The sequence below is a fragment of the Haloactinomyces albus genome, from assembly GCF_031458135.1.
Lineage (GTDB): Bacteria > Actinomycetota > Actinomycetes > Mycobacteriales > Pseudonocardiaceae > Haloactinomyces > Haloactinomyces albus.
In genome coordinates this window covers 651,893-677,194 of sequence record NZ_JAVDXW010000001.1, presented here as the reverse complement: position 1 = coordinate 677,194, position 25,302 = coordinate 651,893, and the positions used below count along the sequence as shown (strand labels likewise).

General features: G+C 66.9%; 22 protein-coding genes. 14 read left to right on the top strand and 8 right to left on the bottom strand.

Features of this window, described 5'->3' with window-relative positions; all coding sequences use genetic code 11:
• Nucleotides 1–77 precede the first annotated feature (77 nt).
• The 12 genes from ligD to JOF55_RS03085 all read left to right on the top strand — a co-directional run bounded on the left by ligD (nt 78) and on the right by JOF55_RS03085 (nt 14,508).
• Nucleotides 78–962, top strand: coding sequence for a non-homologous end-joining DNA ligase (ligD, locus tag JOF55_RS03140; RefSeq protein WP_310269261.1), 885 nt, complete (start codon nt 78–80; stop codon nt 960–962).
• Nucleotides 963–1,379: 417 nt separating this feature from the next.
• Nucleotides 1,380–2,627 carry a PucR family transcriptional regulator gene (locus tag JOF55_RS03135; protein ID WP_310269259.1) on the top strand — a complete coding sequence of 416 codons (1,248 nt, stop codon included), beginning with the start codon at nt 1,380–1,382 and terminating at the stop codon, nt 2,625–2,627.
• 307 nt (nt 2,628–2,934) lie between these two features.
• Nucleotides 2,935–4,401, top strand: coding sequence for a dihydrolipoyl dehydrogenase (lpdA, locus tag JOF55_RS03130; protein ID WP_310269257.1), 1,467 nt, complete (start codon nt 2,935–2,937; stop codon nt 4,399–4,401).
• Between the two features lie 86 nt (nt 4,402–4,487).
• Nucleotides 4,488–5,606, top strand: coding sequence for a pyruvate dehydrogenase (acetyl-transferring) E1 component subunit alpha (gene pdhA, locus JOF55_RS03125; RefSeq protein ID WP_310269255.1), 1,119 nt, complete (start codon nt 4,488–4,490; stop codon nt 5,604–5,606).
• A 90-nt stretch (nt 5,607–5,696) separates the two neighbouring features.
• Nucleotides 5,697–6,692 carry an alpha-ketoacid dehydrogenase subunit beta gene (locus tag JOF55_RS03120; protein ID WP_310269252.1) on the top strand — a complete coding sequence of 332 codons (996 nt, stop codon included), beginning with the start codon at nt 5,697–5,699 and terminating at the stop codon, nt 6,690–6,692.
• 23 nt (nt 6,693–6,715) lie between these two features.
• Nucleotides 6,716–8,029 (top strand): dihydrolipoamide acetyltransferase family protein, encoded by a 1,314-nt coding sequence (locus tag JOF55_RS03115; RefSeq protein ID WP_310269249.1) that lies wholly within the window; start codon nt 6,716–6,718, stop codon nt 8,027–8,029.
• 229 nt (nt 8,030–8,258) lie between these two features.
• Nucleotides 8,259–8,495, top strand: a complete 237-nt coding sequence (locus JOF55_RS03110) for a hypothetical protein (protein WP_310269245.1) — start codon at nt 8,259–8,261, stop codon at nt 8,493–8,495.
• Between the two features lie 133 nt (nt 8,496–8,628).
• Entirely contained in the window at nt 8,629–9,402 is a 774-nt protein-coding gene (locus tag JOF55_RS03105) for an EI24 domain-containing protein (protein WP_310269241.1), read from the top strand.
• Nucleotides 9,403–9,532: 130 nt separating this feature from the next.
• Nucleotides 9,533–10,240 (top strand): M50 family metallopeptidase, encoded by a 708-nt coding sequence (locus JOF55_RS03100; RefSeq protein WP_310269238.1) that lies wholly within the window; start codon nt 9,533–9,535, stop codon nt 10,238–10,240.
• A gap of 90 nt (nt 10,241–10,330) precedes the next feature.
• Nucleotides 10,331–11,236 carry an oxidoreductase gene (locus JOF55_RS03095; protein ID WP_310269236.1) on the top strand — a complete coding sequence of 302 codons (906 nt, stop codon included), beginning with the start codon at nt 10,331–10,333 and terminating at the stop codon, nt 11,234–11,236.
• A 185-nt stretch (nt 11,237–11,421) separates the two neighbouring features.
• Nucleotides 11,422–12,231 carry an SAM-dependent methyltransferase gene (locus tag JOF55_RS03090; protein ID WP_310269233.1) on the top strand — a complete coding sequence of 270 codons (810 nt, stop codon included), beginning with the start codon at nt 11,422–11,424 and terminating at the stop codon, nt 12,229–12,231.
• A gap of 120 nt (nt 12,232–12,351) precedes the next feature.
• A complete protein-coding gene (locus JOF55_RS03085) occupies nt 12,352–14,508 on the top strand; it encodes a putative bifunctional diguanylate cyclase/phosphodiesterase (protein WP_310269230.1) in 2,157 nt (718 codons plus the stop codon).
• 73 nt (nt 14,509–14,581) lie between these two features.
• On the opposite strand, the gene JOF55_RS03080 is transcribed toward JOF55_RS03085, so the two are convergent.
• Together JOF55_RS03080 and JOF55_RS03075 are read right to left on the bottom strand one after the other, a co-directional pair.
• Nucleotides 14,582–15,280 carry a dienelactone hydrolase family protein gene (locus tag JOF55_RS03080; protein ID WP_310269227.1) on the bottom strand — a complete coding sequence of 233 codons (699 nt, stop codon included), beginning with the start codon at nt 15,278–15,280 and terminating at the stop codon, nt 14,582–14,584.
• Between the two features lie 245 nt (nt 15,281–15,525).
• Nucleotides 15,526–16,797, bottom strand: coding sequence for an LVIVD repeat-containing protein (locus JOF55_RS03075; RefSeq protein ID WP_310269225.1), 1,272 nt, complete (start codon nt 16,795–16,797; stop codon nt 15,526–15,528).
• Nucleotides 16,798–17,176: 379 nt separating this feature from the next.
• On the opposite strand from JOF55_RS03075, the gene JOF55_RS03070 reads away from it, so the two are divergent.
• Entirely contained in the window at nt 17,177–17,875 is a 699-nt protein-coding gene (locus tag JOF55_RS03070) for a DUF305 domain-containing protein (RefSeq protein ID WP_310269222.1), read from the top strand.
• Nucleotides 17,876–17,942: 67 nt separating this feature from the next.
• Here JOF55_RS03070 and meaB read toward each other — a convergent pair whose 3' ends face one another.
• The 5 genes from meaB to JOF55_RS03045 form a co-directional block, all read right to left on the bottom strand.
• Nucleotides 17,943–18,929 (bottom strand): methylmalonyl Co-A mutase-associated GTPase MeaB, encoded by a 987-nt coding sequence (meaB, locus tag JOF55_RS03065; RefSeq protein WP_310269219.1) that lies wholly within the window; start codon nt 18,927–18,929, stop codon nt 17,943–17,945.
• A 21-nt stretch (nt 18,930–18,950) separates the two neighbouring features.
• Entirely contained in the window at nt 18,951–21,191 is a 2,241-nt protein-coding gene (gene scpA, locus JOF55_RS03060) for a methylmalonyl-CoA mutase (RefSeq protein ID WP_310269216.1), read from the bottom strand.
• Nucleotides 21,188–23,125, bottom strand: a complete 1,938-nt coding sequence (locus JOF55_RS03055) for a methylmalonyl-CoA mutase family protein (RefSeq protein WP_310269215.1) — start codon at nt 23,123–23,125, stop codon at nt 21,188–21,190. Before JOF55_RS03055 ends, scpA begins: the two co-directional genes overlap by 4 nt.
• Before the next feature lie 240 nt (nt 23,126–23,365).
• Complete coding sequence (locus JOF55_RS03050; protein ID WP_310269212.1) at nt 23,366–23,737, bottom strand: SdpI family protein; 372 nt, start codon at nt 23,735–23,737, stop codon at nt 23,366–23,368.
• A 195-nt stretch (nt 23,738–23,932) separates the two neighbouring features.
• Nucleotides 23,933–24,226 carry a hypothetical protein gene (locus JOF55_RS03045; RefSeq protein WP_310269210.1) on the bottom strand — a complete coding sequence of 98 codons (294 nt, stop codon included), beginning with the start codon at nt 24,224–24,226 and terminating at the stop codon, nt 23,933–23,935.
• Nucleotides 24,227–24,311: 85 nt separating this feature from the next.
• On the opposite strand from JOF55_RS03045, the gene JOF55_RS03040 reads away from it, so the two are divergent.
• Nucleotides 24,312–24,575 (top strand): hypothetical protein, encoded by a 264-nt coding sequence (locus JOF55_RS03040; protein WP_310269206.1) that lies wholly within the window; start codon nt 24,312–24,314, stop codon nt 24,573–24,575.
• Here the strand turns inward: JOF55_RS03040 and JOF55_RS03035 are convergent.
• Nucleotides 24,540–25,247, bottom strand: a complete 708-nt coding sequence (locus JOF55_RS03035) for a ZIP family metal transporter (RefSeq protein ID WP_310269203.1) — start codon at nt 25,245–25,247, stop codon at nt 24,540–24,542. The genes JOF55_RS03040 and JOF55_RS03035 overlap by 36 nt on opposite strands.
• Between the last annotated feature and the right edge of the window lie 55 nt (nt 25,248–25,302).

The following is a 25,302-nucleotide window of genomic DNA, read 5'->3' as shown; positions in this document are numbered from 1 at the left end:
CCGCCGCTCTCTTACCGGGTCGGGCGTGACTTTGACAACTTTCGAATGCCCGAGCTGCGGTGAACGGGAGAGGCACGGTGAGCGCGAGCAGCGAGCGATTCGAGGTCGATGGCGGGCACATCGAGGTGTCCCGCCCGGACAAGGTCCTGTATCCGGACGATTCCTACGGCAAACGCGATGTGGTGGCCTACTACCGATCGGTGGCCGGGGTCATGGTCCCGCACCTGCGGGCCAGGCCGCTCACGTTGCGTCGTTTTCCGGATGGTCTGGCAGGGGAGGGGTTCTTCCAGAAGGAGGCTTCCGGCCATCTGCCGGACTGGATCCGGATCGAGGAGGTGCCCCAGCGCGGTAGCGGAGGGCCGGTGCATCACGTGATCGCCGATGATGCGGCGACGCTGCTGTATCTGGCCAACCAGGCGTGTCTGGAATTCCACATGATGCTGTCCACTGCGGGTTCCTTGGAGCGGCCGGATCTGATCGTGCTCGACATCGATCCGCCCCAGGGGGTTCGTACCACCGAACTGCGGTCGGTGGTACGGGACCTGTGTCACCGCTTCGGGCGGGCAGGGCTCGCACCGCATGTGCAGGCTACCGGAGGTAAGGGATTCCACGTCGTGGCTCCGCTGGCTGCGGAGGCGGACTTCGACCGGGTTCGTGGCTGGGCCGATGACATCGCCGAGGAGGCAGTCCGGGAGGACCCGGAGCGGCTCACCACCGAACAACGCAAGAACAAGCGCGGCGACCGGATATTCCTGGATATCAACCGCAACGCCTATGCCCAGACGATGATCGCGCCGTACTCCCTGCGTGCCCGCTCCGGCGCGCCCGCCGCGACACCGCTCGAACCCGGCGAACTCACGCGGGTAACCCCCGGCGGTTACGGACTCGCGAACATGGCGCGCAGGCTTCGGCGCAAGCACGATCCGTGGGCGGAGATCCACGAAGCCGCCGTGCCACGGTGAACCGCTGTCCGGTGAGCCGTCTCCCGGTGCCCGTGTCCCCGATCCGTGGCTCGTGAGCCGTCAGCGAGCAGGGGTCACGGCAATGATCGCGTCCCCGGGAGGCGGACCGGGTTGGGCAGGAAACCATGCTGCCAGCAGGACGGTCATGACGACCATCGTGACCGTTGCTACCACCGACACAAGTGTGTGGCGGCTGCTGCTGTGCATGGCTGTACCTCCGCGTGTTCCGGGTGGGTGGGAATGCCGGTCGCACGACGTGCCCGGCATCCTGTGCTTCGCGGTGGGAGCGGGAAACGTTACAACGCCGATCGTTGCGTCGCCGGTTGCGGATCAGCACAGCGCCGTAGGCGCGGATTCGTGGGATGGCAGCGCACTGACACGCCGTTGCTGCCTGCGTCATCGGTATCGTCGGAGGACGTGGCAGCAGATCCGTCCGAGCCGGCCCCCGGCAACCTCTTCGGCGTCGCTCCCGGCAGCGACGCCGAGGAAATCACGCACTCGCTGGCCAGCGCACGGCTCGGCGATGTCCCGATGCTGGCGCAGCGGCTGATGGCGGCCATTTTCACCGACAACCCGGAATGGACGGACTACAGTCCGGTGCCGCGTGAGGACCTCTGGAAGGGATGTGAGCACTACCTCGGCCGGATTCTGCAGATCCTGAGCGGAACCGTGGCCGGACCGGACGGTGACAGCGTGGCGGCGTCCATCGGCAGGCGCCGCGCCGAGCAGGGTGTGCCGCTGGAAGTGATGCTGCGAACCTTCCGTCTCGGTGGCCGCATCGTCTGGGAAGCGCTGGTCGAGCAGGCCCATGCCGACGGGGTCGATCCGGATGCCGTACTGGGAGTGGCCACCTCGATGTGGACGGTGATCGACGGTCTGTCCTCGACACTGTCGACCTCCTACCGCAACACCGAGTTGGAACAGTTGCGCCGCGATGACCAGCGGCGTCATGCACTGGTGGAGGATCTGCTGAGTGGACGTGCCAGGGATACCGCCTTCGCTCAGCGCACCGCCAAGGAACTCGACCTGCCCACCGGTGGCCGGTATCTCGCCGTCGTGGCGGAAATGAAATCCGACGGCAGTTTCGCGCTGCGCGGTCAGCAGGCGGCGTTGAGCGCTCTGCACATCCGTTCGGTGTGGCAGGTCCGGGCCGACACCCTGGTCGGTCTGGTTGCGCTGGAACAGCACGACGAGGAGACGGCTCTCGGCACGCTCCGGCAGCTCGCGCGGGGCCGGGTGGCCTCCTCGCCCGCCGTGCGGGGGCTGGCCGAAATCGGCCTGGCCCACCAGCTCGCATTGACGACCTTGGGTACGGCGCCGCACGGAGCGACGGAGCTGGTGTCGTTGGAGCAGCGCTATCCGGAGGCGCTGCTGGTGCAGTCGCCTGATCTGGCGCAGCGGCTGCTGGATTCCCAGCTCGGTGCGGTGCTCGCGCTTCCGGCCAAGGAGCGCGACATGCTGCTGGACACCCTCACCGCCTGGCTGGAGGAGAACTGCTCGACTGCCAACGCTGCGGTTCGCCTGCACTGCCACCGCAATACGGTGCTCAACCGTCTGCATCGGATCACTACCCTGATCGGGCGCCCGTTGTACGGGCGAGATGCTTACGTTGCGTTGTCACTTGCCTTGTCGGCGCTTCGACTCCGCGGCGACGAGCCGAAGTGATTCCGGCTACCTTGCTGGTGTAAGTTTGTCAACTACCTGGCGAGCGAAAATGTCAAGAAATTGATGCTCCTGCCGGTCCTTCGTGATTTCTCCTGTGTTGTGCGTTGCGCGCACGTCTGTTGTGACCAAATGTGTTTCACTGTGCGCGGTGAGTGTTCGATATGGCTCTCGCTGTGCGGGATGCACAGTAGTCGGCCCTCAAGTCTGGGCGGCCGAGCATGGCGCGAAAGTGTCCGTGGTCACGACACTCTCGGTGAGATTGTTCGACGGTCACGACCGACGCGTGCAGACAAAGGAGCACAGCGAAGTGCAGGAATTCGATCTTCTCGTGGTGGGTGGCGGTCCCGGCGGCTACGTTGCCGCGATCCGGGCCGCCCAGCGTGGCCTGTCGGTGGGTCTGGTGGAAAAGGAGAAGGCAGGCGGGGTCTGCCTGAACTGGGGTTGTATCCCCACCAAGGCGATGCTGCGTTCGGCCGAGGTCTACGAGACCGTGCTGCACGCCGCCGACTTCGGTGTTCACGCCGAGAACGTGACGCTGGACTACGATGCGGTTTCGCGCCGCAAGGACGGCATCGTCAAGAACCTCACCGACGGGGTCGCGGGACTTCTCAAGGCCAACGGTGTGACCGTCGTCGACGGCCACGCACGGTTCACGAGCCCGACCACGGTGGACGTCTACGCGACCGGTGAGTCCGAACTCGGCACGGGAGGACCCCGCTACGCCGCCGCTCCGGCCGGGTCCGAACCGATCGAACAGGTCCGTGCCCGCGATGTGCTCATCGCCACCGGCTCTGTCCCGGTGCAGTTGCCCCTGCCCGGCGCTGACCTGCCCGGCGTGATCACCTCGGACGGTGCTTTCGGCCTCACCGAGGTACCCGACCGCATCGCCGTCGTCGGTGGGAGCGCGGTCGGCGCGGAATGGGCGAGCCTGTTCGCCACTCTCGGCAGTGAGGTCACGATCGTCGAGATGATGCCGAGCCTGGTGCCCGCCGAGGACGCCGAGATCGGCAAGGAACTGGGCAAGTCACTGCGCAAGAGCGGTATCTCGGTACTCACCGAATCCACCGTGTCCAAGATCGAAAGCGGCACGTCGACCGGGCTCCGGGTCACCGTCGAGGGGGCCAAGGCACAGGAAGTCGACGTGGACGTGGTGCTCGTCGGCGTCGGTCGCAAGCCCAACACGGCCGCACTGGATCTCGACACCGCCGGTGTCGCCACCGACGACCGCGGTTTCGTGCAGGTCGACGATCAGTTGCGCACCAATGTCGAGCACGTGTACGCGATCGGCGACGTCACCGGCAAGGCGCTGCTGGCGCATGTGGCCTCGCATCAGGGCATCACGGCCGCCGAGGTGATCGCGGGCAACGAGCACACCCGCATCGACTACACCGCCGTGCCCGCCGCGACGTTCACCCATCCGGAAGTCGCCAGTGTCGGGCTCACCGAAGCCCAGGCCGTCGAACTCGGCCACGAGATCGTCACCGCGAAGTTCCCGTTCGCCGCGCTCGGTCGCTCGAAGACCTACGGCGACACCGAGGGCTTCATGAAGATCGTGGCAGGCAAGCAGTACGGCGAGGTACTCGGTGTGCACATCATCGGTCCCTCGGCCAGCGATCTGATCACCGAAGGCGCACTGGCGATCACGCTGGAGGCGACCCTCGACGAACTCGCCGAGACCATCCATGCCCATCCGACCCTCGGCGAGGTCGGCATGGAGGCGGCGATGTCCGCCCTGGGGCTACCCGTCCACACCGCGCCGCCACGGCGGCGGTAAACCGACGCCGCCGTGGCGGCGCCGACCACGCCCGAGCAAGTGCTCGCACTTCACCGATATCAAGCTTCGGAAAAGAGGGATCCGTGATGGCTGAGACGGCTACCCGCAACAAGCCCGCCTCCGGTGGGACCAAGTCTCGTCGTAACGGCACGCGCACGAGCGGAAAGCGCGTGCAGCATGACGCGCAGAACGTGTTCAGCGACGAGTCGCCCGAGACGCTGCGCGACTACTTCCGCCAGATGACGCTCATTCGCCGCTTCGAGGAGCGTGCCGCTCAGGGCTACACGCAGGCCAAGATCGGTGGCTACTGCCACCTCAACCTCGGTGAGGAAGCCACCGTGGTCGGCCTGATGAGTGCCCTGCGCCGAAACGACTACCTGTTCACCAACTACCGTGAACACGGGTACGCGATCGCCAAGGGGATCGAACCCGGCCGGGTGATGGCCGAGCTGTACGGGCGTACCACCGGCACCTCCAAGGGGTGGGGCGGCTCGATGCACATGTTCGACGTGGAGTCCGGGCTGCTCGGCGGCTACGGCATCGTCGGCGGGCAGGTCCCGCTGGCCACCGGTGCTGCGCTGGCCATCGACTACCGGGGTGGCGATCAGGTCGTCATGTGCCAGATGGGCGACGGCACCACCAACATCGGTGCGTTCCACGAGTCGCTGAACATCGCGGCGCTGTGGAACCTGCCCGTGGTCTTCGTCGTGGTCAACAACTACCTCGGGATGGGCACCACGGTGGACAAGTCCTCGGCGGAGTCCGAGCTGTACAAGCGCGCGGTGGGCTATCGCATGCACGGTGAGCGGGTGGACGGCAACGATGTCGTGGCCGTGAACGAGGCCGCTTGCCGCCTGGTCGAGCACGCGCGCGAGACCGGAGAGCCCGCGATGCTGGAGACCGTCAGCCACCGGCTCAAGGGGCACTCGGTCGTGGACCCGGGCAAGTACCGCAGCCAGGAATCCGTGGAGGCCGCCCGTGCCGCCGATCCGGTGGTGGCCTTCCGCGCTCAGCTGATCGACTCCGGCGTGCTCGACGAGGACGGTGCCGCGGAGATCGAGCGCCAGGCGCAGGCGGACGCGGACGCGGCGGTGGCCTTCGCCGACGACAGCCCGCACCCGGACGTGTCGACGCTGTTCGACTACACCTATGCCACTCCTGTGGCCAACGACTCCCGACGGTTGCCCGCCGACCCGGTGTTCTGAGTCCGCAGGCGACCACCCACCACGGTTCGTGAGCGGCCACGGCCGTCGAACGGCCACGCCGCTCACGATGTACTTCCAGGAGAAACACCCTTGGCCGTCATCACCTACCGGCAAGCGCTGCACGACACACTGCGCGAGGAAATGCTCGCCGACGAGGATGTTTTCCTCATCGGCGAGGAGATCGGGGTCTTCGAGGGCTCCTACAAGATCACCGCGGGATTGCTCGACGAGTTCGGGGAGAAGCGAGTACGCGATACTCCCATCGCCGAAGAGGGCTTCATCGGCGCGGCGGTCGGCGCGGCGATGCAGGGCCTGCGCCCGGTCGCCGAGCTCATGACGATCAACTTCTCGCTGATCGCACTGGATCAGATCGTCAACCACGCGGCCAAGATCTACGGCATGTTCGGCGGTCAGTGCAGCGTGCCGATGGTCATGCGCACTCCCGGCGGTGGCGGTCAGCAGCTCGGCGCCACCCATTCGCAGAACATCGAGCTGTATTACGCGTTCGTTCCGGGGTTGAAGGTGGTGGCACCGAGCACACCCGCCGATGCCAAGGCATTGCTGCGGGCCTCGATCGCCGACAACGACCCGGTGCTGTTTCTGGAGAATCTCGCCCTCTACAACACCAAGGGCGAGGTGCCCGACACTGCCGAACCGGCCGAGATCGGCAAGGCAGCGGTGACCAGGCCGGGCAGTGACATCACCATCATCGGCTACTCCCGCATGGCCACGGTTGCTCACCAGGTGGCCGAGAAGCTGCAGGAGGAAGAGGGCATTTCCGCCGAGGTGGTGGATCTGCGGAGTCTGCGCCCACTGGATCGTGAGACCCTCGTGGAGTCCGTACGCAGGACGAACTGTGCCGTCATCGCCGAGGACGACTGGCTGACCTACGGTATCGGTGCCGAGATCGCGGCGTCCATTTCGGATGGTGCTTTCGACTCCCTCGACGCTCCGGTGCGCCGCGTGGCCGCGGCCGAGGTGCCGTTGCCCTACGCCAAGCCGTTGGAGCGAGCCGCACTGCCCTCGGCCGAATCCCTGACCACTGCCGTGCACGAAACCTTGGACGCCGTCGGCCGCCGCCGGTGAGCTGAGATTCCCGAAGGAAGACCATGACCGAGATCCACATGCCGCGCCTGTCCGACACGATGGAGGAAGGCGTGATCGCGAGCTGGCGCAAGCAGGTCGGCGAGCACATCAACCGCGGTGACGTGGTGGCCGAGATCGAGACCGACAAGGCCATCATGGAAATGGAAGCCTACGACGAGGGCGTTCTGGAGAAGATCCTCATCGGCGAGGGGCAGACGGCGCCGATCGGCACCCCCATCGGCCTGATGGGGGACGGGTCCGGTTCGGCAGCCGCCGCCGAGCCCGCCGGGAACGGCTCCGCTCAGCAGGCCCAGCCGGCTCAGCCGGAAAGCGGGCAGCAGGAGCAAGCCGCTGCCCCGGCTGCGCCATCCGCCGGACAAGAGGCCGCCGCGCAGAAGGCCGCCGGGACGAACTCCGGCGACACCGCGAGGCCGAAGGCGTCGCCGCTGGCCAAGGCGGTCGCCAAGGATCGGGGCGTCGATCTCACGAATGTGACGGGCAGCGGTCCGAACGGCCGGATCATCCGCGCCGACATCGATGCCGCCGCGGTCGAACAGCCCGCGGCACCGGCTGCGCAGGCCTCCGCCCCGAGCGCGGAATCCCCCGCCTCCGGAGCCCCCGCCGCGTCGTCGGCAGCCACCGGCGACGACGTCGAGGAGATCCCGCTGGGCAACATCCGCAAGGTGACCGCCCGGCGCCTGACCGAGAGCAAGCAGCAGGCCCCGCACTTCTATCTCACCAGTGCGGTCGACGTGACCGACCTCGTGGCGTTCCGGGCCGACCTCAACGAGCGTCTGCAGGCCGCGGGTGGCCCGAAGGTCAGCCTCAATGACCTGGTGGTCAAGGCGGTGGCGACCGCGTTGCGGGCCAATCCCTCGCTCAACGTCTCCTTCGCCGGGGACAAGTTGCTGCAGCACAAGCGGGTCCATCTCGGGGTCGCGGTGGCGATCGACTCGGGACTCGTGGTGCCGGTGATTCCCGACACCGACCGCAAGAGCGTCTCGGAGATCGCCGCCGAGGGCCGCGAGAAAGCCGAGCGGGCTCGTGCGGGCAAGCTCAAGCCGGACGAGATGACGGGCAGCACGTTCAGCGTGTCGAACCTGGGCATGTTCGGCATCGAGGAGTTCACCGCGGTCATCAACCCGCCGGAAGCAGGCATCCTCGCGGTCGGCGAGACGAAGGACGAGGTGCAGGTGCGTGACGGCGAGTTCGTCGCCCGCAAGATGCTGCGGGTGACGCTGTCGGCCGACCACCGCGCCGTCGACGGTGCCGTCGGTGCGGTGTTCCTCCAGCAGCTCACCGGGCTGCTGGAAGATCCCATCCGCATCATCGCCTGAGACGGCCGGTTCCCGGGGCTCGAGTGAAAAACCCACTCGGGAACCACTCGCCTGAAGTCAGGGGGAGGGATGGGCGGGTCCGCGGTGTCCCCCGACCGCCGCGGACCCGCCCGCTGATGTGTCGGCGGCTCGCGTATCACGCTCGGTAGTTGTGATGTGGGGTATTCTGGGGTAGGCAGGCACCGAGTGAGCCTGCGAGCGTGCACCGACTTGCTCGGGGGTGACGGCAATGAGTCACGAGGATCGGTCCGGCGGTGACTGGGTCTTCGACCGTCGCTGGGTGCTCACCGAGGACGAGTTGCTCACCATGCTCTGGCGCTGCTACGGCGGCGAGAACCCCGATGTGGCGCTTGTCGAGCTGTATGCCCTCCAGGAGCAACGCCGACCCCGGCGCACGTATCCGTTGAAGGGACGTGCGCCTCGCACCAGCCGCCACATCCGGCGGGAGAATCATCTCAAGCGGTGACGCCCGCCTGTCGACTCGACGGTGGGTATGATCATGGTACCCACCGGTACGAGGCCCTGCTCTCGGACTCCTTGCCGCTCGGGCGCTCCGCCGCCGGGACCCCTGCGGCCCAGGACCTTGGAGACGAACCATCTTGCGCAACTTCACCGCCGGTGTCCGGACCCTGGGCACCGGCTTCGGGACCATTCTGCGCTCACCGAAGCTGCTGCTGATCGGGGCGGTCCCTGCGCTGCTGAGCACGGTTCTGCTCGTGGGTGCCCTCGGTGTACTGATCTATTTCAGTGGGGACCTGATCGGCTGGATGACGCCCTTCGCCGAGGACTGGGCACAGGCCTGGCAACGTACGGTTCGGATCGTTGTGGGCATCGCCCTCATCGGCGCCGCCGCACTGGTGGGGTCACTGTCGTTCATCGCTCTGACACTGCTGATCGGCGGACCCTTCTACGAGCACATCGCCGAGGTTGCCGAGAAGCGCTGGGGGCTGAACAGTACCGGGGACGGTGCCGGGTGGCTGCGTCAGACCGGCCGTGGTGTCCGGGACTCGGCCAAGCTCGTGCTGATCACGCTCGCCGGCGGGCTCGTCCTGTTCGCTCTCGGGTTCGTGCCCGTTGCCGGGCAGGTCGTCACGCCGATCCTGGCAGCGTTGTTCGGTGCCTGGGTGATCAGCCTGGAGATGGTGGGCCTGGTCTTCCAGCGTGGCGGCCTTCGGCTTCGTGAACGGCATCGGGTGCTGCGGCGCCACCGTGCCCGAGTACTCGGTTTCGGGTTGTCGACCTATTTCCTGTGTCTCGTTCCGGTGGTGCAGCTCGTGGTGATTCCTTCCGCGGTCGTCGGTGGCACCTTGCTGGCGCACCGGTTGCTCGATCCGGCCGCGGCCGGATCGCAGGATGTACAGCTCAGGGCATGAGCCCGGTCGGTTCCGTCGGAAGCTTCGCCGAGGAGTCCGCTGATGAGTTCGTCGCGGACTTCCGCTGCCGTGATCGCCGCCGTGGCATCCTGTCAGGAGAGCCCCGATCCCCGGACGGTGAGTGTCTCCTGTGGATGAATTATCGCGGCGGTTCGCGCTGTGGCTGCCCGACTTCGGCGATCTGACCGCGTTGGCCGTGGCTGCGGTGGCCCTCGTCCTGGTCGGTTCCCACACGTCCTGGCCGCTGCTGCGCAACGTGGTGACCATCGCGCACGAGGGCGGCCACGCCGCGATGGCCCTGCTCAGCGGTCGCAAACTCAACGGGATCCGGCTGCACTCGGATACCTCCGGACTCACGGTCTCGACAGGCCGGGCCACCGGCCTCGGCATGGTCGTCACCCTGTTCGCCGGTTACCCGGCCGTGTCGTTGCTGGGTCTGGCAGGAGCGTGGCTGGTCGTCATCGACCGGACCCAGACGATGCTGTGGATCACCGTCGGCTTGCTCGTCGCGATGCTGCTCGCGCTGCGCAATGTCCATGGCGTGCTGTCGGTGCTCGTGACCGCGGCGTTGGTGTTCGTGGTGTCCTGGTGGGCTGCTCCTGCGGTGCAGGCATTGTGTTGTGCACTGCTGAGCTGGTTCCTGCTCTTCGGCGGGATTCGCCCGCTCGCCGAGCTGGGCGGCAAGCGCAGGAGAGGCGGAGCTGTGCACTCCGACGCCGATCAGCTTGCACACCTGACTCGTGTCCCCGCAGTGGTGTGGCTCGCATTGTGGTTCGTGATCGGCCTTGCGGCCGTGGGAATCGGCGGGCGGTGGCTGCTGCTCCTGCCGCAGGTGTGATCCCATTCGGTGGGAGTGCTCGAGTGGCAATCTGCGACTTCCTCCACTGCCCGGTTGCCGATACGCCCCGATTGGAACAACATCACCCCCGTGACGACGACATCAACCATCCTCGGTGGTGCTCGGGAACTGGGTACGGGCTTGACCGTCAACCGACTCGGATTCGGTGCGATGCAGCTTGCCGGCCCCGGTGTGTTCGGGCCACCCACGGACTACGACCGTGCGATGCGCATCCTGCGGCGTGCTGTCGAACTGGGCATCAACCACATCGACACCAGCGACTTCTACGGCCCATGGGTGGTCAACGAGCTGATCGCCGAGGCGCTGCGTCCCTACGACGAGGACTTGGTGCTGGCCACCAAGATCGGCGCTTACCGGGATCAGCAGGGCGGCTGGCTGCCGCTGAACCACCCGGATGCGTTGCGCGCGCAGGTACACGACAACCTGCGGCGCCTTCGCAAGGACTCGCTGGATCTGGTTTATCTGCGTTTCATGGATGGTGAGTCCGGTACCGCGCTGGACGACCGTGTCGGTGCCCTGGCCGAGCTCCGGGAGGCTGGGCTCATTCGCGCCATCGGGCTTTCGCACGTCTCGGTGGATCAGTTCGAACAGGCCCGTGCGATCGCGCCGATCGCGGCGGTGCAGAATCTCTACAATCTCGTGAATCGCTCGGCAGCCGAGCTCCTGCGCCGGACCGCCGAGACCGGGACGGCCTTCGTTCCCTTCTTCCCGCTGGGCTCGGGTTTCACCAGTAGCAGGGCTCGTGACGACGAGGCTCTTCGGGGAGCGGCCGAGCGGCATGGTGCCACGCAGGCGCAGGTGTCGTTGGCGTGGCTGCTGCAGCGGTCGCCGAACATCCTGCTGATCCCCGGCACGTCATCGCCACGGCACCTGGAGGAGAACACCGCCGCGGCCCGGATAGAGCTCACGGACGCCGAGGTGGCGGGGCTGGACGCGCTCGTGGCCGACGGCGAAACCCTGGAGGCCGTGGAGTGATGCGGGGCCTGTCGAGCGTGGGCGCGGTCCGCGGATGCGCACGCGTCGATGCCGCCCCGACGGTCGATCACGGGACTGTTCGGCTTGGTGGGTGACACGTTGTTGATCATCGACCGCCATGTCGATCGCTCTGGCGTCACCCAGTAGCCTGGCGCACACACAGAGGAACCACGCAGGGATGTACCGTGACGGAACAGGCGACCTGGAGCCCGGATGAGATCGACGAGGAAGTGCCCAGTGCGGCCCGAATCTACGACTACCTGCTCGGTGGTGCGCACAATTTCGCCGTCGACCGTTGCCTGGGGGAGAAGTTCCTGACCGCGTTGCCCAGTGCCCGCAACGTCGCCCGGCTCAACCGGGCATTCCTGCGACGCGCTGTGGTGGCACTGGCAGAGTCGGGGGTGCGTCAGTTCCTCGACCTCGGTTCCGGAATCCCGACTGTGGGCAATGTGCACGAGATCGCCCACGGCCTGGATCCGCAGGCAGGTGTGGTGTACGTGGACAGTGAGTCCATCGCCGTCGCGCACAGCGAGTTGCTGCTCGACGGTGATCACCGCACTGCCGTGATTCAGGCGAATCTGCGGGAACCGGGCAGTATCCTGCGGCATCCCGAAACTCGGCGGCTGCTGGACTTCTCGCAGCCCATCGGGCTGCTCATGGTCGGTGTTCTCCACTTCGTCCCGACCCGAGCCGATGCGGCCGGGATCGTTCGGCAGTATCGCGACGAACTACCGTCCGGGAGCTTTCTGGCCCTGTCGCATTTCACCGCCGATGTCGAGCCGGACGAGATGGCCGAAGTGGTCGAGGTGATGCGCCACAGTGCCGACCCCGTCCATCCTCGTACTCGGGACGAGATCACGAAGCTGTTCGACGGTTTCGAACTGCTCGATCCCGGTGTGGTCGGTACCGCGCACTGGCGACCGAACGAGCCGGACGCCTCGGCGGAACAGCCCGGGGGTACTCGGATCTACGCGGGAGTCGGACGCAAGCTCTAGAAGCGCATGCGGTGCGCCTTGGGTGACTCGGAGGCACCGAGGAGGATGAATGCAGAACGAGGATCGAGGGAGCGGATCGGCGGACGTGCTCGTGAAGGCGATCGGCATGGGACGAGCGTCATGAAGATCGGCGGTTCGGACGGCGGCTCCTCGGAGTATGCCTCGGACGAGGTCCCTCGGCAGTGGCGCAGCGGACACTGGCGTGCGGAGCTTGCCCGCCAGTGGGCCAGGAGACTCGATGATGCCTCCTACATCCCGATGTCGCGCGCATCGATCGATCAACGTCTGCTGGAGTTGGTGGACCGCCTCATCGATGCGTTGGAAGAACCTTCGGAGATCGACGAAGTGGGCCGCGAGGTGGGCAGCAGCCTGGTGCGGATGCACGCCACCGGCGAGGAAAGCCTGACCCGCACGCTGGAACTGCTGAGCGATGGCCTCCTCACCGGGCCCGGCAACGAGCCGGCACGTCGAATTCTGGCACTGCTGGCAGCGGTGACTGCCGGCTATGCCGGTGCCGACCGGGAGAGCACGTTTCAGCAGCAGGAGACGCTGAAGCGGGCACTGCTGCGTTCCAAGGTGCACACCGAACGGGAGCTGCAGGTCAGCGAGGCACGCTTCCGGGAAATATTCACCACCACCCCCATCGGTGTCGCGATCTGTGAGTTGGACGGCACGTTCATCGAGACGAACTCGGCGCTGCGGGACACGCTCGGTTACTCCGATGAGGAGCTGCGGTCCAAGACGATCCATGATCTGTTCGCCCCGGAGGAAGCCGGGAGCATCGCGGCCTCCTACGCCGAATTGGCCGGGGGAACCCGCCACGGCCTGCGCGAACGGCGCAACCTCGTGCGCGCCGACGGAGACAGGGCCTGGACCTACCTGGCCGTGTCGGTGCTGCGGGACGCCGACGGCGCGCCGCGGCACTTCGTCACCATGGTCGAGGATCTCCGTGAGCTGAGCTCACTGCAGGACCGCTTCCATCATCAGGCGCTGCACGACGCCATGACCGGATTGCCGAACCGCCAACACTTCCGTAGTCGACTGCAGACGGCGTTGGCCAGTCAACCCGGGGACGTGACACTGACGCTCTATCACCTCGGTCTCGACGGGTTCGAGCTCATCAATGACGGGTTGGGCTACGAGATCGGTGACAGCATCGTCAAGGCTGTGGCCAAACGTCTGGATCAGCTCATCGCCGACGAGGCGGGTTTGGTCGCCAGGCTCGGTGGTACCGAGTTCGCGATCCTGCTCAAGCAGTCAGCGGACACGCCGGACATTGCCTCGTTCGCCGCCCGGATCAACGAGGAGCTGTCCGAGCCGATCTACGTCGGCGAGCACGGCATCGCGACCTCGGCCTGCATTGGCGTGACGCAGCGCACCGTGGCCGAGGCGGAAACCGACGCGTTGATGTGGAGTGCCGATGTGACGCTGCGCCGTGCGGAGTCGGCGGGAAAGCGGCAGTGGGCGCTGTTCGACCCGCAGCGAGCCCCCAATGAGCAGGTCGAGGCGAAGCTGGCGGCCATCATGCCGGGCGCACTCGAACTCGGCGAGTTCGACGTGCTCTATCAGCCCTTGGTGTCCATACCGGACCGGAAGCTGATGGGGGTGGCGGCACAGTTGAGTTGGCAGCCGAAGGGGCACGATCGGCTGGACCACGACGAGTGCCTGCGCCTGGCCGAACGTTCCGGCATCACGCTGTCCTTGCGAGACTGGATGCTGAGCACGGCATGGCAGCAGGTAAGTGCGTGGCATCGCGAGGGGCACCGGCCACGGCTGGTCACCGGGCTCAGCCCGAACCAGTCGCGCGACCCCGACCTGGTTGCCAGGGTGCGTGAGGTACTCGATGGGAGCGAGCTCGACGCGCAGTGGTTGCGGGTGGTCATGCCGATCACGGCCATGATGGACGATGGCGACGAGGCACGGGACAACGGGACCACGCTCGATGCGATGGGTGTGCAGACCGCCCTCCGCGATTTCCGTGCTTCCCCGGAGGAACTGCGTTGTCTGCGCGAGCTTCCCGTGTGCGCGGTTCAACTCGCCGACGACCTGGTGCGACTCGTCCACGAACGGGAGGCCGATGAATCCCCCGAAATCCGTGCGATCGAGAGCCTGCTGCCCTGGACCCGTGCCTGCGGGGTGCCGATCACCGTGGTCGGGGTGGAAGCCGAGGAACAAGCCGCATGGTGGCACTCGAGGGGCTGCGAAATCGCTGCGGGACCGGTCTACAGTGATCCGATCCCCGCCGAGGCGGTGAACCGGCTGCTTCGTGCGGTGTGAGCAGGTGCGGACCGGCCCACTGCTGTCGGCTGTCCGGCCAAAGCGGGACCGGTCCAGGATCGATCCGGTGGAATCAGTCCAGATGGGTGTGCAGGAATTCGAGTGTGCGTGCCCATGCGAGCCGGGCCGAATCCTCGTGGTACGTGGACGGGCTCCGATCGTTGAAGAAGGCGTGGCCTGCCGGATAGAAGTGCATCTGAGGTGGAACCTCGGAGGCGGCCGGGATCCTGGCCCTGATGTCCTCCACGGCTTCGGGGGTGATGGTCCGATCGTGCTCGCCGTAGTGCCCGAGTACCGGGGCGGTCAGGTGGGAGAAGTCGGTTTCCTCGGCTGACGGCAGACCGTAGAAGGGGACGGCGGCACCGACCCGGTCGCCCTGCTGGGCGGCCATGACCAGAACGAATTTGCCTCCCATGCAGAATCCGACCACGCCCACGGAGTCACCGGTCACGGCGTGCTGGGCGAGCAGGTGGTCGATCGCTCCGGACAGATCACGGGTGGCCTGCTCGACGGGCAGGTTCTGCATCATCGTCGAGGCTTCTCGGGAGTCGTGTGTGGTTCGCCCGCCGTAGAGGTCGGGGGCGAGAGCGACGAACCCTTCGGCGGCGAACCGCTCGGTGACGTCGGCGATGTGGTCGGTCAGGCCCCACCACTCCTGGATCACGAGAACGCCCGGCCCGCGACCGGAAGGCGGAAGGGTGAGGTATCCGTGTGCGCTTCCGCCGTTGCTGGCGAACGTCACGTTCTGGTGCGGGTTGGCGAACTCGGTCACGCGGTACCTCCGGAGTCGGGGATGGGCCACCGGGCATGGTCTGTCACGACTGTGCTGATGTATACCCGCTTTGATCCATCCCGAAACATCCGGAAGTCGGTTCCGGGGGCCGACCGGGCCAGTAGCCGGACTCAGTAGCCGGGCCCAACAGCCGGGCCCTGCCGAATGTGGACGGTCCCCCGTGGGAGTCCCGACTCCCACGAGGGACCGCTGCTTACCTGCTCTCGCATACCGGCCGATGTGCGTCAGTACACCGGCTGCGTCTGCGGATTGAACTGCTTGAACCGCACCTTGTCCGCATCACCCGTCCTGGGATCGTGCAGTTTCAGGACATCGAGTCCCTCCTGGATCCCGCTGGAGTAGATGTAGCCGTTGTAGTAGTACGCCGACCACGATCCGGCGATCTGCATCCGCTCCGTGTTGAACGGAGTGCGGTCGAAGTAGGCGATCTCGCTCGGGTTGGCCGAGTCGGTGAAGTCCCACACCGAGACGCCGCCCTGGTACCACGCTTGCACCATGATGTCGCGGCCCTCGACGGGGATCAGGGAACCGTTGTGGGCCACGCAGTTCTCCGTGTCGGCCTGGTGACGCGGGATCTTGAAATAACTGCGGAACTTCAGCGTCCGGTCTTCGCCCTTACCCACGATGTCGTAGATGCCGTCGGCGCCCCGCTTCGGCCCGACCGCCTTGTTGCAGGTCGCGGCGCCACCACCGCCGAGTTCATCGGTGAAGACGACCTTCGTTCCGTCGTTGTTGAACGTCGCCGAGTGCCAGAACGCGAAGTTCTCGTCATCGCGGACCCGTTCGATGACGCGCGGTGCTTCCCGGTCGGAGATATCCATCAGGATGCCGTCACCCATGCAGGCGCCTGCGGCCAGATCCTTCGAGGGAAAGACGGTCAGGTCGTGGCAACCGGTGGTGGCGCTGGTGCTGTCGTTACCGGGATTACCACCTTCCGGGAACAGCACCGGAGCGTCCACGAGAACCGGAGAATCCGGATTCGCGTAGGGCACTTTGGCGATCGAGATCTTGTCGTGCGGCGGCTGGCACTTCGGGAACTCCTCCGAAGGACCGTAGGAGGAGATGTAGAGGTATGCGGCCTTGCCCGCCTTGTCCGGTACCAGCGTGTGGGTGTGCGAACCGCAGGACGTGGCGATCGCCGAGACATAGCGCGGCTTGCGCGGGTTGCTCACGTCGAAGACCTTCATGCCCTGCCAGCCCTGCGGGTCGGCACTGTCGGTCGGCTCGCTCGTGCACGTGTTGTTCGTCCGAGGGTAATCGGTCGAGACGAACAGCAGATCGCCGGAGATCGAGACGTCACCCTGTCCACCGGGGCAGACCACCTGGCTGATCACCCGCGGCTTGCGCGGGTTGGCGATGTTGTAGACCGTGAACCCGCTGTAATTGCCCACGAAAGCGTAGTGCTTCTTGAAGGCGATGTCGGTGCCGAAGGCGCCCGCCGCGTCGAACGGGGCCTGTTTGGGCACGTGGGCGACATGCTCCATGTTCTCGCTCATGAGAGTCTTGCGGTCGCTCTGAGCGGCAGTCGTCGCCGGAGAGCTCTCCTCCGGTTGGTTCGCCGGTGGCGTCGCAGCAGAGGGAGCTGCGAATAGTAGTCCTGCCAGCAGGGACAGCACACCGACGAGGACTCCTGGTCCGCGTCTGCGTGACGCCGTGCCGACGGGGCGGGATCGTGGGCTCAAGACCACCACACTCCATGTTTCCGGATTCGGCCGGCCGACACCTGTCCGGTGGGGATGACCGGTACGGGTGTGTTGCCGCGAGCCAGTATGTTGCCGTGAGATCTTGGATCCAATCCCCTCAATGGAGGTATTTCACGTCTGCGGTTCGTGTTCTACTGCGGGATGCTTCGTCCGGGGTGAGGAAGGAGGGCCGATGCGTCGGGCCAGTGCGGGTACGGCCAGGGCGGGCACAGCCGGGGCTGCGGTCGCAGGAGTGGCCGTGGTGAGCCTGATGATCCTGGGCGGCTGTACGAGTGCGGACCCGGCGGGCAACCCGGAGCGGACCACCTCCTCGGCGCCGGTGGTACTGCCGGGCGCTCCTGGTGACATACCCGAGGTGGCCGGTCCCGCAGAGGTGGCGGAGCTCGATGCCGAGCAAGCCGAGCCGTCCGAGGCCGGTATTCGCTATATCCGGATGATGATCCCGCACCATCAGCAGGCCCTGACCATGACGGCCCTGGCGCCGACGCGAGCGAAGAATGCGCAGGTGCGAGCCCTGGCCGAACGCATCGGGGGAGCTCAAGAAGCCGAGATCGGCATGATGCAGGCATGGCTCGAACGCAACGAGCTTCCGCGGGTTTCCGATCCGCACGTCGATGCACAGCACAAACGCAGGATGGGGATGGCGACGCCGGAGCAGCTGGACCGACTGGAGGCGTCCTCGGGCACACGGTTCGATCGACTGTTCCTGACCCTGATGAGCAGGCATCACGAGGGTGCGGTGTCGATGGCGGAGAACGTCCTCGAGGAGGGGACCGATCCGCAGGTGCGCTCCATGGCCAAGGACGTGATCGCCTCCCAGCGCGATGAGATCGCCGTGATGCGCGAACTGGCCGAGAACCTCGGCCGGTAGCCGGCGAGGTGAACGCGTCATGCTGGCAGTCAGACTGTCACGACGACGCATTCACCCCGGGGGTGGATCAAGCTCCGCGGAAGGCGCCGAGGATACGTTGCGCGGCCAGGCTCGCGGTGAGCTCGCCGTCGCGCACCTGTTGTTCCACCTCGCCGAGGACGCTCTGGACGCCCGAGTGCCCGGTCAGTTCGGACATGAGCTGATCGCGCACCAGTGACCAGGTCCAGTCGACCTGCTGACGGCTGCGCTTCTCGGCGAGCTCGCCGGTTTCGGTCAGCGTGGCGCGGTGCTGCTCGATGTGCTCCCACAGCGTGTCGAGGCCGGTGCCGTTCAGTCCGCTACAGGTCAGCACGGGTGGCCTCCACGAAGCCCCGGCGGGGGTGAGCAGCCGCAGTGCTCCACGCAACTCACGGGCGGCTTTGCGAGCGTCGGCCTCGTGGGGACCGTCGGCCTTGTTCACCGCGACCAGATCCGCCAGCTCCAGCACCCCCTTCTTGATGCCCTGCAGTTGGTCCCCGGTGCGGGCGAGGGTCAGCATCAAAAAGCAGTCGACCATGCCCGCCACGGTGATCTCGGACTGCCCCACTCCGACGGTTTCCACGAGCACCACGTCGAATCCGGCCGCCTCCATCAGCACGATGGTCTCGCGGGTGGCGCGGGCGACCCCACCGAGTGTTCCTGCCGTGGGGGAAGGGCGCACGAAAGCCGACGGGTCGGTGGCCAACGTGGGCATCCGAGTCTTGTCCCCGAGGATGCTGCCGCCGCTGCGGCTGGAGGAGGGGTCGACGGCCAGCACCGCCACCCGATGCCCGGCGGCGGTGAGCATCGTGCCCAGTGATTCGATGAAGGTCGACTTGCCGACTCCGGGCACGCCGGTGATTCCGACGCGGTGGGCGTGCCCGGAATGCGGCAACAACTCGACGAGGAGTTCCTGGGCCCGCGCGCGGTGATCGGAGCGGCTGGACTCGACCAGCGTGATCGCCTGGGCGAGTTTGGTGCGGGAACCGGCCAGTACGCCCTTGGCGTAGTCGTGGACGTCGATGATGCGCGGCATGATCTCTCGATGGTTTGCCTGTCAGCCCTGCTCGGCGTCGTGACCGGCTTGGGAGTGGAGCCGACGCAGGAGGCCGTGTGCGGCGTCGGCGATGACGGTACCGGGCCCGAACACGGCGGAGGCTCCCGCTGCGTACAGCGCGTCGTGATCGGCAGGGGGGATGACACCACCGACGACGATCGTGATGTCCTCCCGGCCTACCTCGCGCAGCTGCTCACGCAGCGCGGGCACCAGAGTGAGGTGCCCGGCAGCCAGGCTGGACACACCGACGATGTGGACATCGGATTCCGCTGCCTGCTGGGCGACCTCGGCCGGAGTCTGGAACAGCGGACCGACGTCGACGTCGAATCCGAGATCGGCGAAGGCGGTGGCGATGACTTTCTGTCCCCGGTCGTGACCGTCCTGGCCCATCTTGGCCACGAGGATGCGCGGACGGCGACCTTCGGCCTCGGCGAACCCGTCCACCAGGGCGCGGGCACCCTCGATGTTGTCCGAGGGGCCCGCTTCGTCGGTGTACACCCCGGAAATCGTACGGATCTGGCCGGAGTGACGCCCGAAGACCTTCTCCAGCGCATCGGAGATCTCCCCGACGGTGGCCTTGGCGCGCGCGGCGTCGACGGCCAGCGTCAGAAGGTTGTGGTCCAGATCGTCGGGGCGGTTTCCGTCCACACTGGCCTCGGCTGCGGCGGTGAGCCGGGCCAGCGCGGCCGTGCAGGCCTCGTCATTGCGTTCTTCCCGCAGTCGCCGCAGCTTGTCGAGTTGCTCCTCGCGCACGGCGGTGTTGTCGACCTTGCGCACATCGGGCGCCCCGTCGGCCTCTTCGGCGTCGGGCTGGTACTTGTTGACGCCGATCAGTGGCTGCCGCCCGGAGTCGATGCGGGCCTGCGTGCGCGCGGCGGCCTCCTCGATCCGCAGTTTGGGGATACCCGCGTCGATGGCCTGGGCCATCCCGCCGGCCTCTTCGACCTCGGTGATGTGGGTCCAGGCGCGTTCGGCGAGGTCCTGGGTGAGCCGCTCGATGTAGTGGCTGCCTCCCCACGGGTCGATGACCCGCGTGGTACCGGACTCCTGTTGCAGCACGAGTTGCGTGTTGCGGGCGATCCGGGCGGAGAAGTCGGTCGGCAGCGCCAGTGCCTCGTCGAGGGCGTTGGTGTGCAGCGACTGGGTGTGCCCCTGGGTGGCGGCCATCGCCTCCACGCAGGTACGGGCGACGTTGTTGAAGGCGTCCTGTGCGGTCAACGACCAACCGGAGGTCTGCGAGTGGGTGCGCAGCGACAGCGACTTCGGGTCCTGTGGCTCGAATCGGCCGACGAGCTCGGCCCACAGCAGCCGGGCGGCACGGAGTTTGGCGACCTCCATGCCGAAGTGCATCCCGATGCCCCAGAAGAACGAGAGTCGGGGAGCGAAGGAATCGATGTCCAGACCCGCCTGCCGACCGGCGCGGATGTAGTCGAGGCCGTCGGCCAGGGTGTAGGCGAGTTCGAGATCGGCGGTGGCCCCGGCTTCCTGGATGTGGTAGCCGGAGATCGAGATGGAGTTGAACTTCGGCATCTTCTGCGAGGTGTAGGAGAAGATGTCGGAGATGATCCGCATCGACGGCTGCGGAGGGTAAATATAGGTGTTGCGGACCATGAACTCCTTGAGGATGTCGTTCTGGATGGTCCCGGCGAGTTTCTCCGGTGGTACGCCCTGTTCCTCGGCGGCGACGATGAACAGCGCCAGCACCGGCAGGACGGCGCCGTTCATGGTCATCGACACGCTCATGCGGTCCAGCGGGATACCGTCGAACAGCTGGCGCATGTCGTAGAGGGAGTCGATGGCCACCCCGGCCATGCCGACGTCACCGCCGACACGCGGGTGGTCGGAGTCGTAGCCGCGGTGGGTGGCCAGATCGAAGGCCACCGACAGCCCCTTCTGGCCGGCGGCGAGGTTGCGGCGGTAGAAGGCGTTGGATTCGCTCGCTGTGGAGAACCCGGCGTACTGACGCACCGTCCACGGTTGGTTGACGTACATCGTCGAGTACGGCCCCCGCAGGTAGGGCGCGATACCCGGATACGTGCGCGGGAAGTCCAGCTCTTCGGTGTCGGCGGCGGTGTACAGCGGCTTGAGGTCGATGCCCTCCGGAGTTTCCCAGGTGAGCGCGTCGGATTCCGTGCCGGTAGCCGCTTGCACGGCGCTGTCCCACTGCTCGCGGTCACCCGAGCCGATCGGATCGTCGAGGGGGATTTCGGCGAAACCGGGGACCTGGTCGTTGCGTGTCATTGCTTCGCTCCGTTCGCTGATCCCCACCTGTGGTGGATATCGGCCAAAATTTCCAGCGCGTTGCCACCCTTGTGGACGAAGCCGTCCACACCGGCAGGCGGCGGGTCCTGGGGAGCGCCCGCGAGCAGCACCACGCTCGCACCGGCCTGTTTGAGGGTTTCGGCGGCGGCTTCCGCGCGTTCGGCGTAGACCTTGTCCGAGGAGCACAGACACACCAGCGAGGTCTCCGCCTCGGTGAAGGCGTCCACCAGGTCCCGGGTGGATTCGGTGACTCCGGCTTCCGGTGTTTCGATACCGCCTGCTGCGAACAGGTTCCGTGCGAAGGAGGCACGGGCGTTGTAGGCGGCCAGCGAGCCGAGCGTGGCCAGGAAAACCCGGGGGCGTCTGCCGGAATCGGCCAGGTGCCTATCGGCGGCGTCGCGCAGGCGCTCGTAGTCCTCGGCGTAGCGGTGGCGGGGCAGCGCAGTCCGCGCCGTCGGCTCGTCACCGGATTCCGGTGCGGGTTCGCGGCGCAGTGGTGTCTCGTCGAGGTCCGGGAACTCGCTGACCCCGGTGATCGGATCGCTGCGGTCGGCGATCGATTCCTGCCGTTGCGACCAGGTCGCCGCGAGTTTGTCGGCGACCAGACCCGAATCCAGCGCGGCCGACATGCCGCCTGCCGCCTCGATGCGCTGGAACCACTCCCACCCGGTTCGGGCGAGGTCGTCGGTGAGCTGCTCGACGTAGTAGGAGCCACCGGCCGGGTCGATGACCTGCGCCAGATGCGATTCCTCCAGCAGCAGTGACTGGGTGTTGCGGGCCATCCGCCGGGAGAAACCGTCCGGCAGCCCGATCGCGGCATCGAAGGGCTGCACCGTCACTGCCTGAGCGCCACCGGCTCCGGCCGCGAAGGCGGCGATCGTCGTGCGCAGCATGTTCACCCAGGGATCGCGTTGCGTGAGCATCGCCGAGGAGGTAACCGCGTGCTGGGCCTGGGCGCGGGCGTGCTCGGAGGCGCCGCAGGCGCGCAGCACTCGTTCCCACATCCGGCGTGCCGCGCGGAGCTTGGCGATCGTGAGGAACTGGTCGACGGTGGCCGCGTAGCGGAACTCCAGCAGTCCGGCAGCCGTGTCGATGTCCAACCCGGCCCCGGCCGGGGCGGGTGCCGTCAGCAGACGCAGGTAGGTGACTCCGGCCGCCATCGTGCAGCCGAGTTCCTCGGTGTCGGAACCGCCCGCGTCGTGGTAGGGCAGACCGTCCACGGTGATCGCGTGCACCCCGGTGTAGGACTCGGCGCAGCGACGTGCCAGATCGATGGCGGGAGCGTTGTCCGGAGCTTGCCCGGTGCGCGCGTGCACACTGATCGGGTCCGCGCCGAGGTTCCCGCGCAGCGAACTCGGTTGCACACCGTTCTCGGCGGCCAGCTTCAGCAGGGTCTCGGCCGCTTCGCCGAAGCGCTCACCGGCCTCCAGGACGACGCCGGCCATGTCCAGATGCACGCCGTGCAAGGCATCGGCGAGGTCGTTCACGGCCACGCCGGATGGCCCCAGACGCAACCACACCGAGGCCGCGCCCCCCGAGAGGTCCGCCAGGATTTCCCGGTTCGTCACCGTCGCGTCCGGGTCGGTGTGGCGCTGCCGTATGTCCCAGCCCTCGGTGACGCGGCCGTCCGGTCGGCTGCCCCGGACGAAGGGAGCCGATCCGGGATATCCGGCTTCCGGGGAGTCGTGGCCCGCCGTGTACAGCGGTTGCACGGTGATTCCGTCGTGCGTGGTGGCGGCCAGGAGGGTTTCCGGCGCAGCGGGTGTCGGTGTTCCTTCGGCGAGCAGGCCGGACTTGCGTAGGACCTTCTCCACCTGCTGCTGCCACTGCTCGTGAGTCGGCACCTCGAACCCCTCCATGAGGGCGAGTTCGGATCGGCCACTGCTCGACGCTGAGTGCTGGGACGCCGTCATGGAGCAGATGGTAGGCCCAGCGATCGCTCAGCGAGACAGCTCAGGGGTGTGACGCAGGTCGCACAGGCGCTCATGCTTTGCCAAGCAGTGTCTCATGCCTGGTCAGGAGGTGATTTGGTCGGATCGGCCGTGTTCGGTAGCTCCAGCGGTGTGCAGGGAGGGCAAGGGACCCGGTCGTTTCCCCGAAGCGTCAACGGGACTGAGCGTGCTGATCCCGGTGTGTGTCGGCACCGCCGTTGCCTACGTGATGTCGGAGGCCGACCGGGCTGCCTTGCCGGCCTGGCGTGCGCTGACGAACACCCAGAAGAGCACCCACATAGCCCCCGACAGTGTCGTGATCAGGAAGGGCCACGGGTCTCGCAGTCCAAGAACGATCACACCGGTAAGGCCCATGCCTCCAGCCCCGAGATCGGTCGCCCGGCGTGCCGCCCGGTGGCCGGCGATCCAGGCCGACTCGTTCGCCATCGTGGACGGAGTTCGGATACCGGCGAAGTCATTACGGCGGAGGCGACCGTCCGAAGCGCGCCGAACCACCTGGTGTACGAGCAGTGCACCGCCGACCATCGTTACCGCCACGATGATCACACCCGCCCAGGGCACCTGCTCGTGCATCTCATCTCCATCCAGCGTTCCTCGACAACCAACCGGCGATTCATCAAAGGCGGAGCATTCCACGGTACGGCGGCACGGTCCGGACCGTGCGTGGACGGGCCGAGCAGGACCTCGAACTCTATTCGGCCTGGGGAGGAAGCGCTGATGGAGGCCGTGTTCGCCGGTCGATTCGTACCGGCAGCGGGACTTCGTTGATCAGGCTTGGAAACGGCCCGAGCGCAGTTCGTGGTACGGCTTGCCGGTGGGGTTTTCGGTGGGGTGGTAGAGGTCGTGGCGTTGGTCGGTGGAGATGCCGTGTTCGGTGTACCAGCGGTCGAGTTCGGCGAGACAGCCCTCGGTGATGGTGATGAAGTCCCGGTGGGAGATGGTGGTCAGGGCGCGCTCGTCGATAACGTCGAGTACGGGTACGTGGCTTTCGGGAACGTGCACGCTGATGTGGTCGCGTTCGTTGCGCCCGAAGCGGACGAGGGGCTCGGCTTCAATGGTCATTCCGGTCCTTCCGACAGGTTGTCGAGGATGGGGTGGGCGGTGCCGACGTCGTCGAGGGTCGTGGAGGCAGGCGGACCAGCGGGTCGTGGGAACGACGAGCATCCCGTCTTCGGGGGCCTTGCTGTACCGCCCGGGCATCGAGGTCGGGCGGCGCGCGAGTGTGTTCACCGAGGACGGTCGGTCACTGGCGCACTGCTCGTCCGCCGTCGATGCGCAGGAGATGTTCTCGCTGATCCGCCGGGTGCGACTCGTATGGATCTCGGCAGCACCGGCAGCACCGGCAGCACCGGCGGAGATGGTTCCGCGATCTTGCTCAGAGGAGCATGTGCAGGAGCACGAAGCCGAGTAACCCGACGAACAGGGTCGTGGTGGCCCAGGGCGTTTCCTCGACCTGGTGCGCCTCGCGCATCAGTTCCTCCAGGACGAGGAACAGCAGTGCCACGGCACCGAACGCCAGCACGACGTGGTAGCCGAACCGGGAGAGCACCGGGGCCAGCATTGCTCCGAGGACAACCCCGAGGACCATCCCCGCCGCGATGCCTCCCGCGATCAGGGTGATCTTCCTTCTTCCGGTGTTCTCCAACAGGCTGATCGTCAGCGACAGCGTGGTGAAGAAGTCCTCCAGGACGAGGCCGATCGCCAGCAACCACCCCAGCCGGAGGTCCTGCGAAGCCGCCACGCCGAGGAGGATCCCGTCGATGGCGAGGTCGGCCGTGACCACAGCGGCCAAGCCCATACCGCCGGACTGCTGCCCCCGCTTGCGCAATCGTTCGGAGAGCGCGTTGAGCAGCAGCACCGCACCCAGTCCCGCGCCCACCCCGAGCACGGCGGCCCAGGGAGACCCGCGCGAAACGGGGGCGAGCAACTCCAGGGCGACGGCCCCGATGAGCAGTCCGGCGGCCAGGTGCTGGACCGCGCTGGCCTGCCACGGACGCGGGGGGCGCCACATGGCCAGTCCGGCACCGGCCGGGATGGCCAGGACCGGACCGGCGGCTACCGCGGTGATCATCAATGCCGACACCGGCCGTATTATCCGGGGGAAGGGCCGGTGTCGCACAGCTCGAGAAACTCCTGTG

Bases quoted from the DNA above. Each gene is read 5' to 3' on its own strand.
- pdhA (WP_310269255.1), top strand. From the start codon at position 4,488: ATGGCTGAGACGGCTACCCGCAACAAGCCCGCCTCCGGTGGGACCAAG.
- JOF55_RS03115 (WP_310269249.1), top strand. From the start codon at position 6,716: ATGACCGAGATCCACATGCCGCGCCTGTCCGACACGATGGAGGAAGGC.
- JOF55_RS03110 (WP_310269245.1), top strand. From the start codon at position 8,259: ATGAGTCACGAGGATCGGTCCGGCGGTGACTGGGTCTTCGACCGTCGC.
- JOF55_RS03085 (WP_310269230.1), top strand. From the start codon at position 12,352: ATGAAGATCGGCGGTTCGGACGGCGGCTCCTCGGAGTATGCCTCGGAC.
- JOF55_RS03075 (WP_310269225.1), bottom strand. From the start codon at position 16,797: ATGAGCGAGAACATGGAGCATGTCGCCCACGTGCCCAAACAGGCCCCG.
- JOF55_RS03070 (WP_310269222.1), top strand. From the start codon at position 17,177: ATGCGTCGGGCCAGTGCGGGTACGGCCAGGGCGGGCACAGCCGGGGCT.
- meaB (WP_310269219.1), bottom strand. From the start codon at position 18,929: ATGCCGCGCATCATCGACGTCCACGACTACGCCAAGGGCGTACTGGCC.
- scpA (WP_310269216.1), bottom strand. From the start codon at position 21,191: ATGACACGCAACGACCAGGTCCCCGGTTTCGCCGAAATCCCCCTCGAC.
- JOF55_RS03055 (WP_310269215.1), bottom strand. From the start codon at position 23,125: ATGACGGCGTCCCAGCACTCAGCGTCGAGCAGTGGCCGATCCGAACTC.
- JOF55_RS03050 (WP_310269212.1), bottom strand. From the start codon at position 23,737: ATGCACGAGCAGGTGCCCTGGGCGGGTGTGATCATCGTGGCGGTAACG.
- JOF55_RS03045 (WP_310269210.1), bottom strand. From the start codon at position 24,226: ATGACCATTGAAGCCGAGCCCCTCGTCCGCTTCGGGCGCAACGAACGC.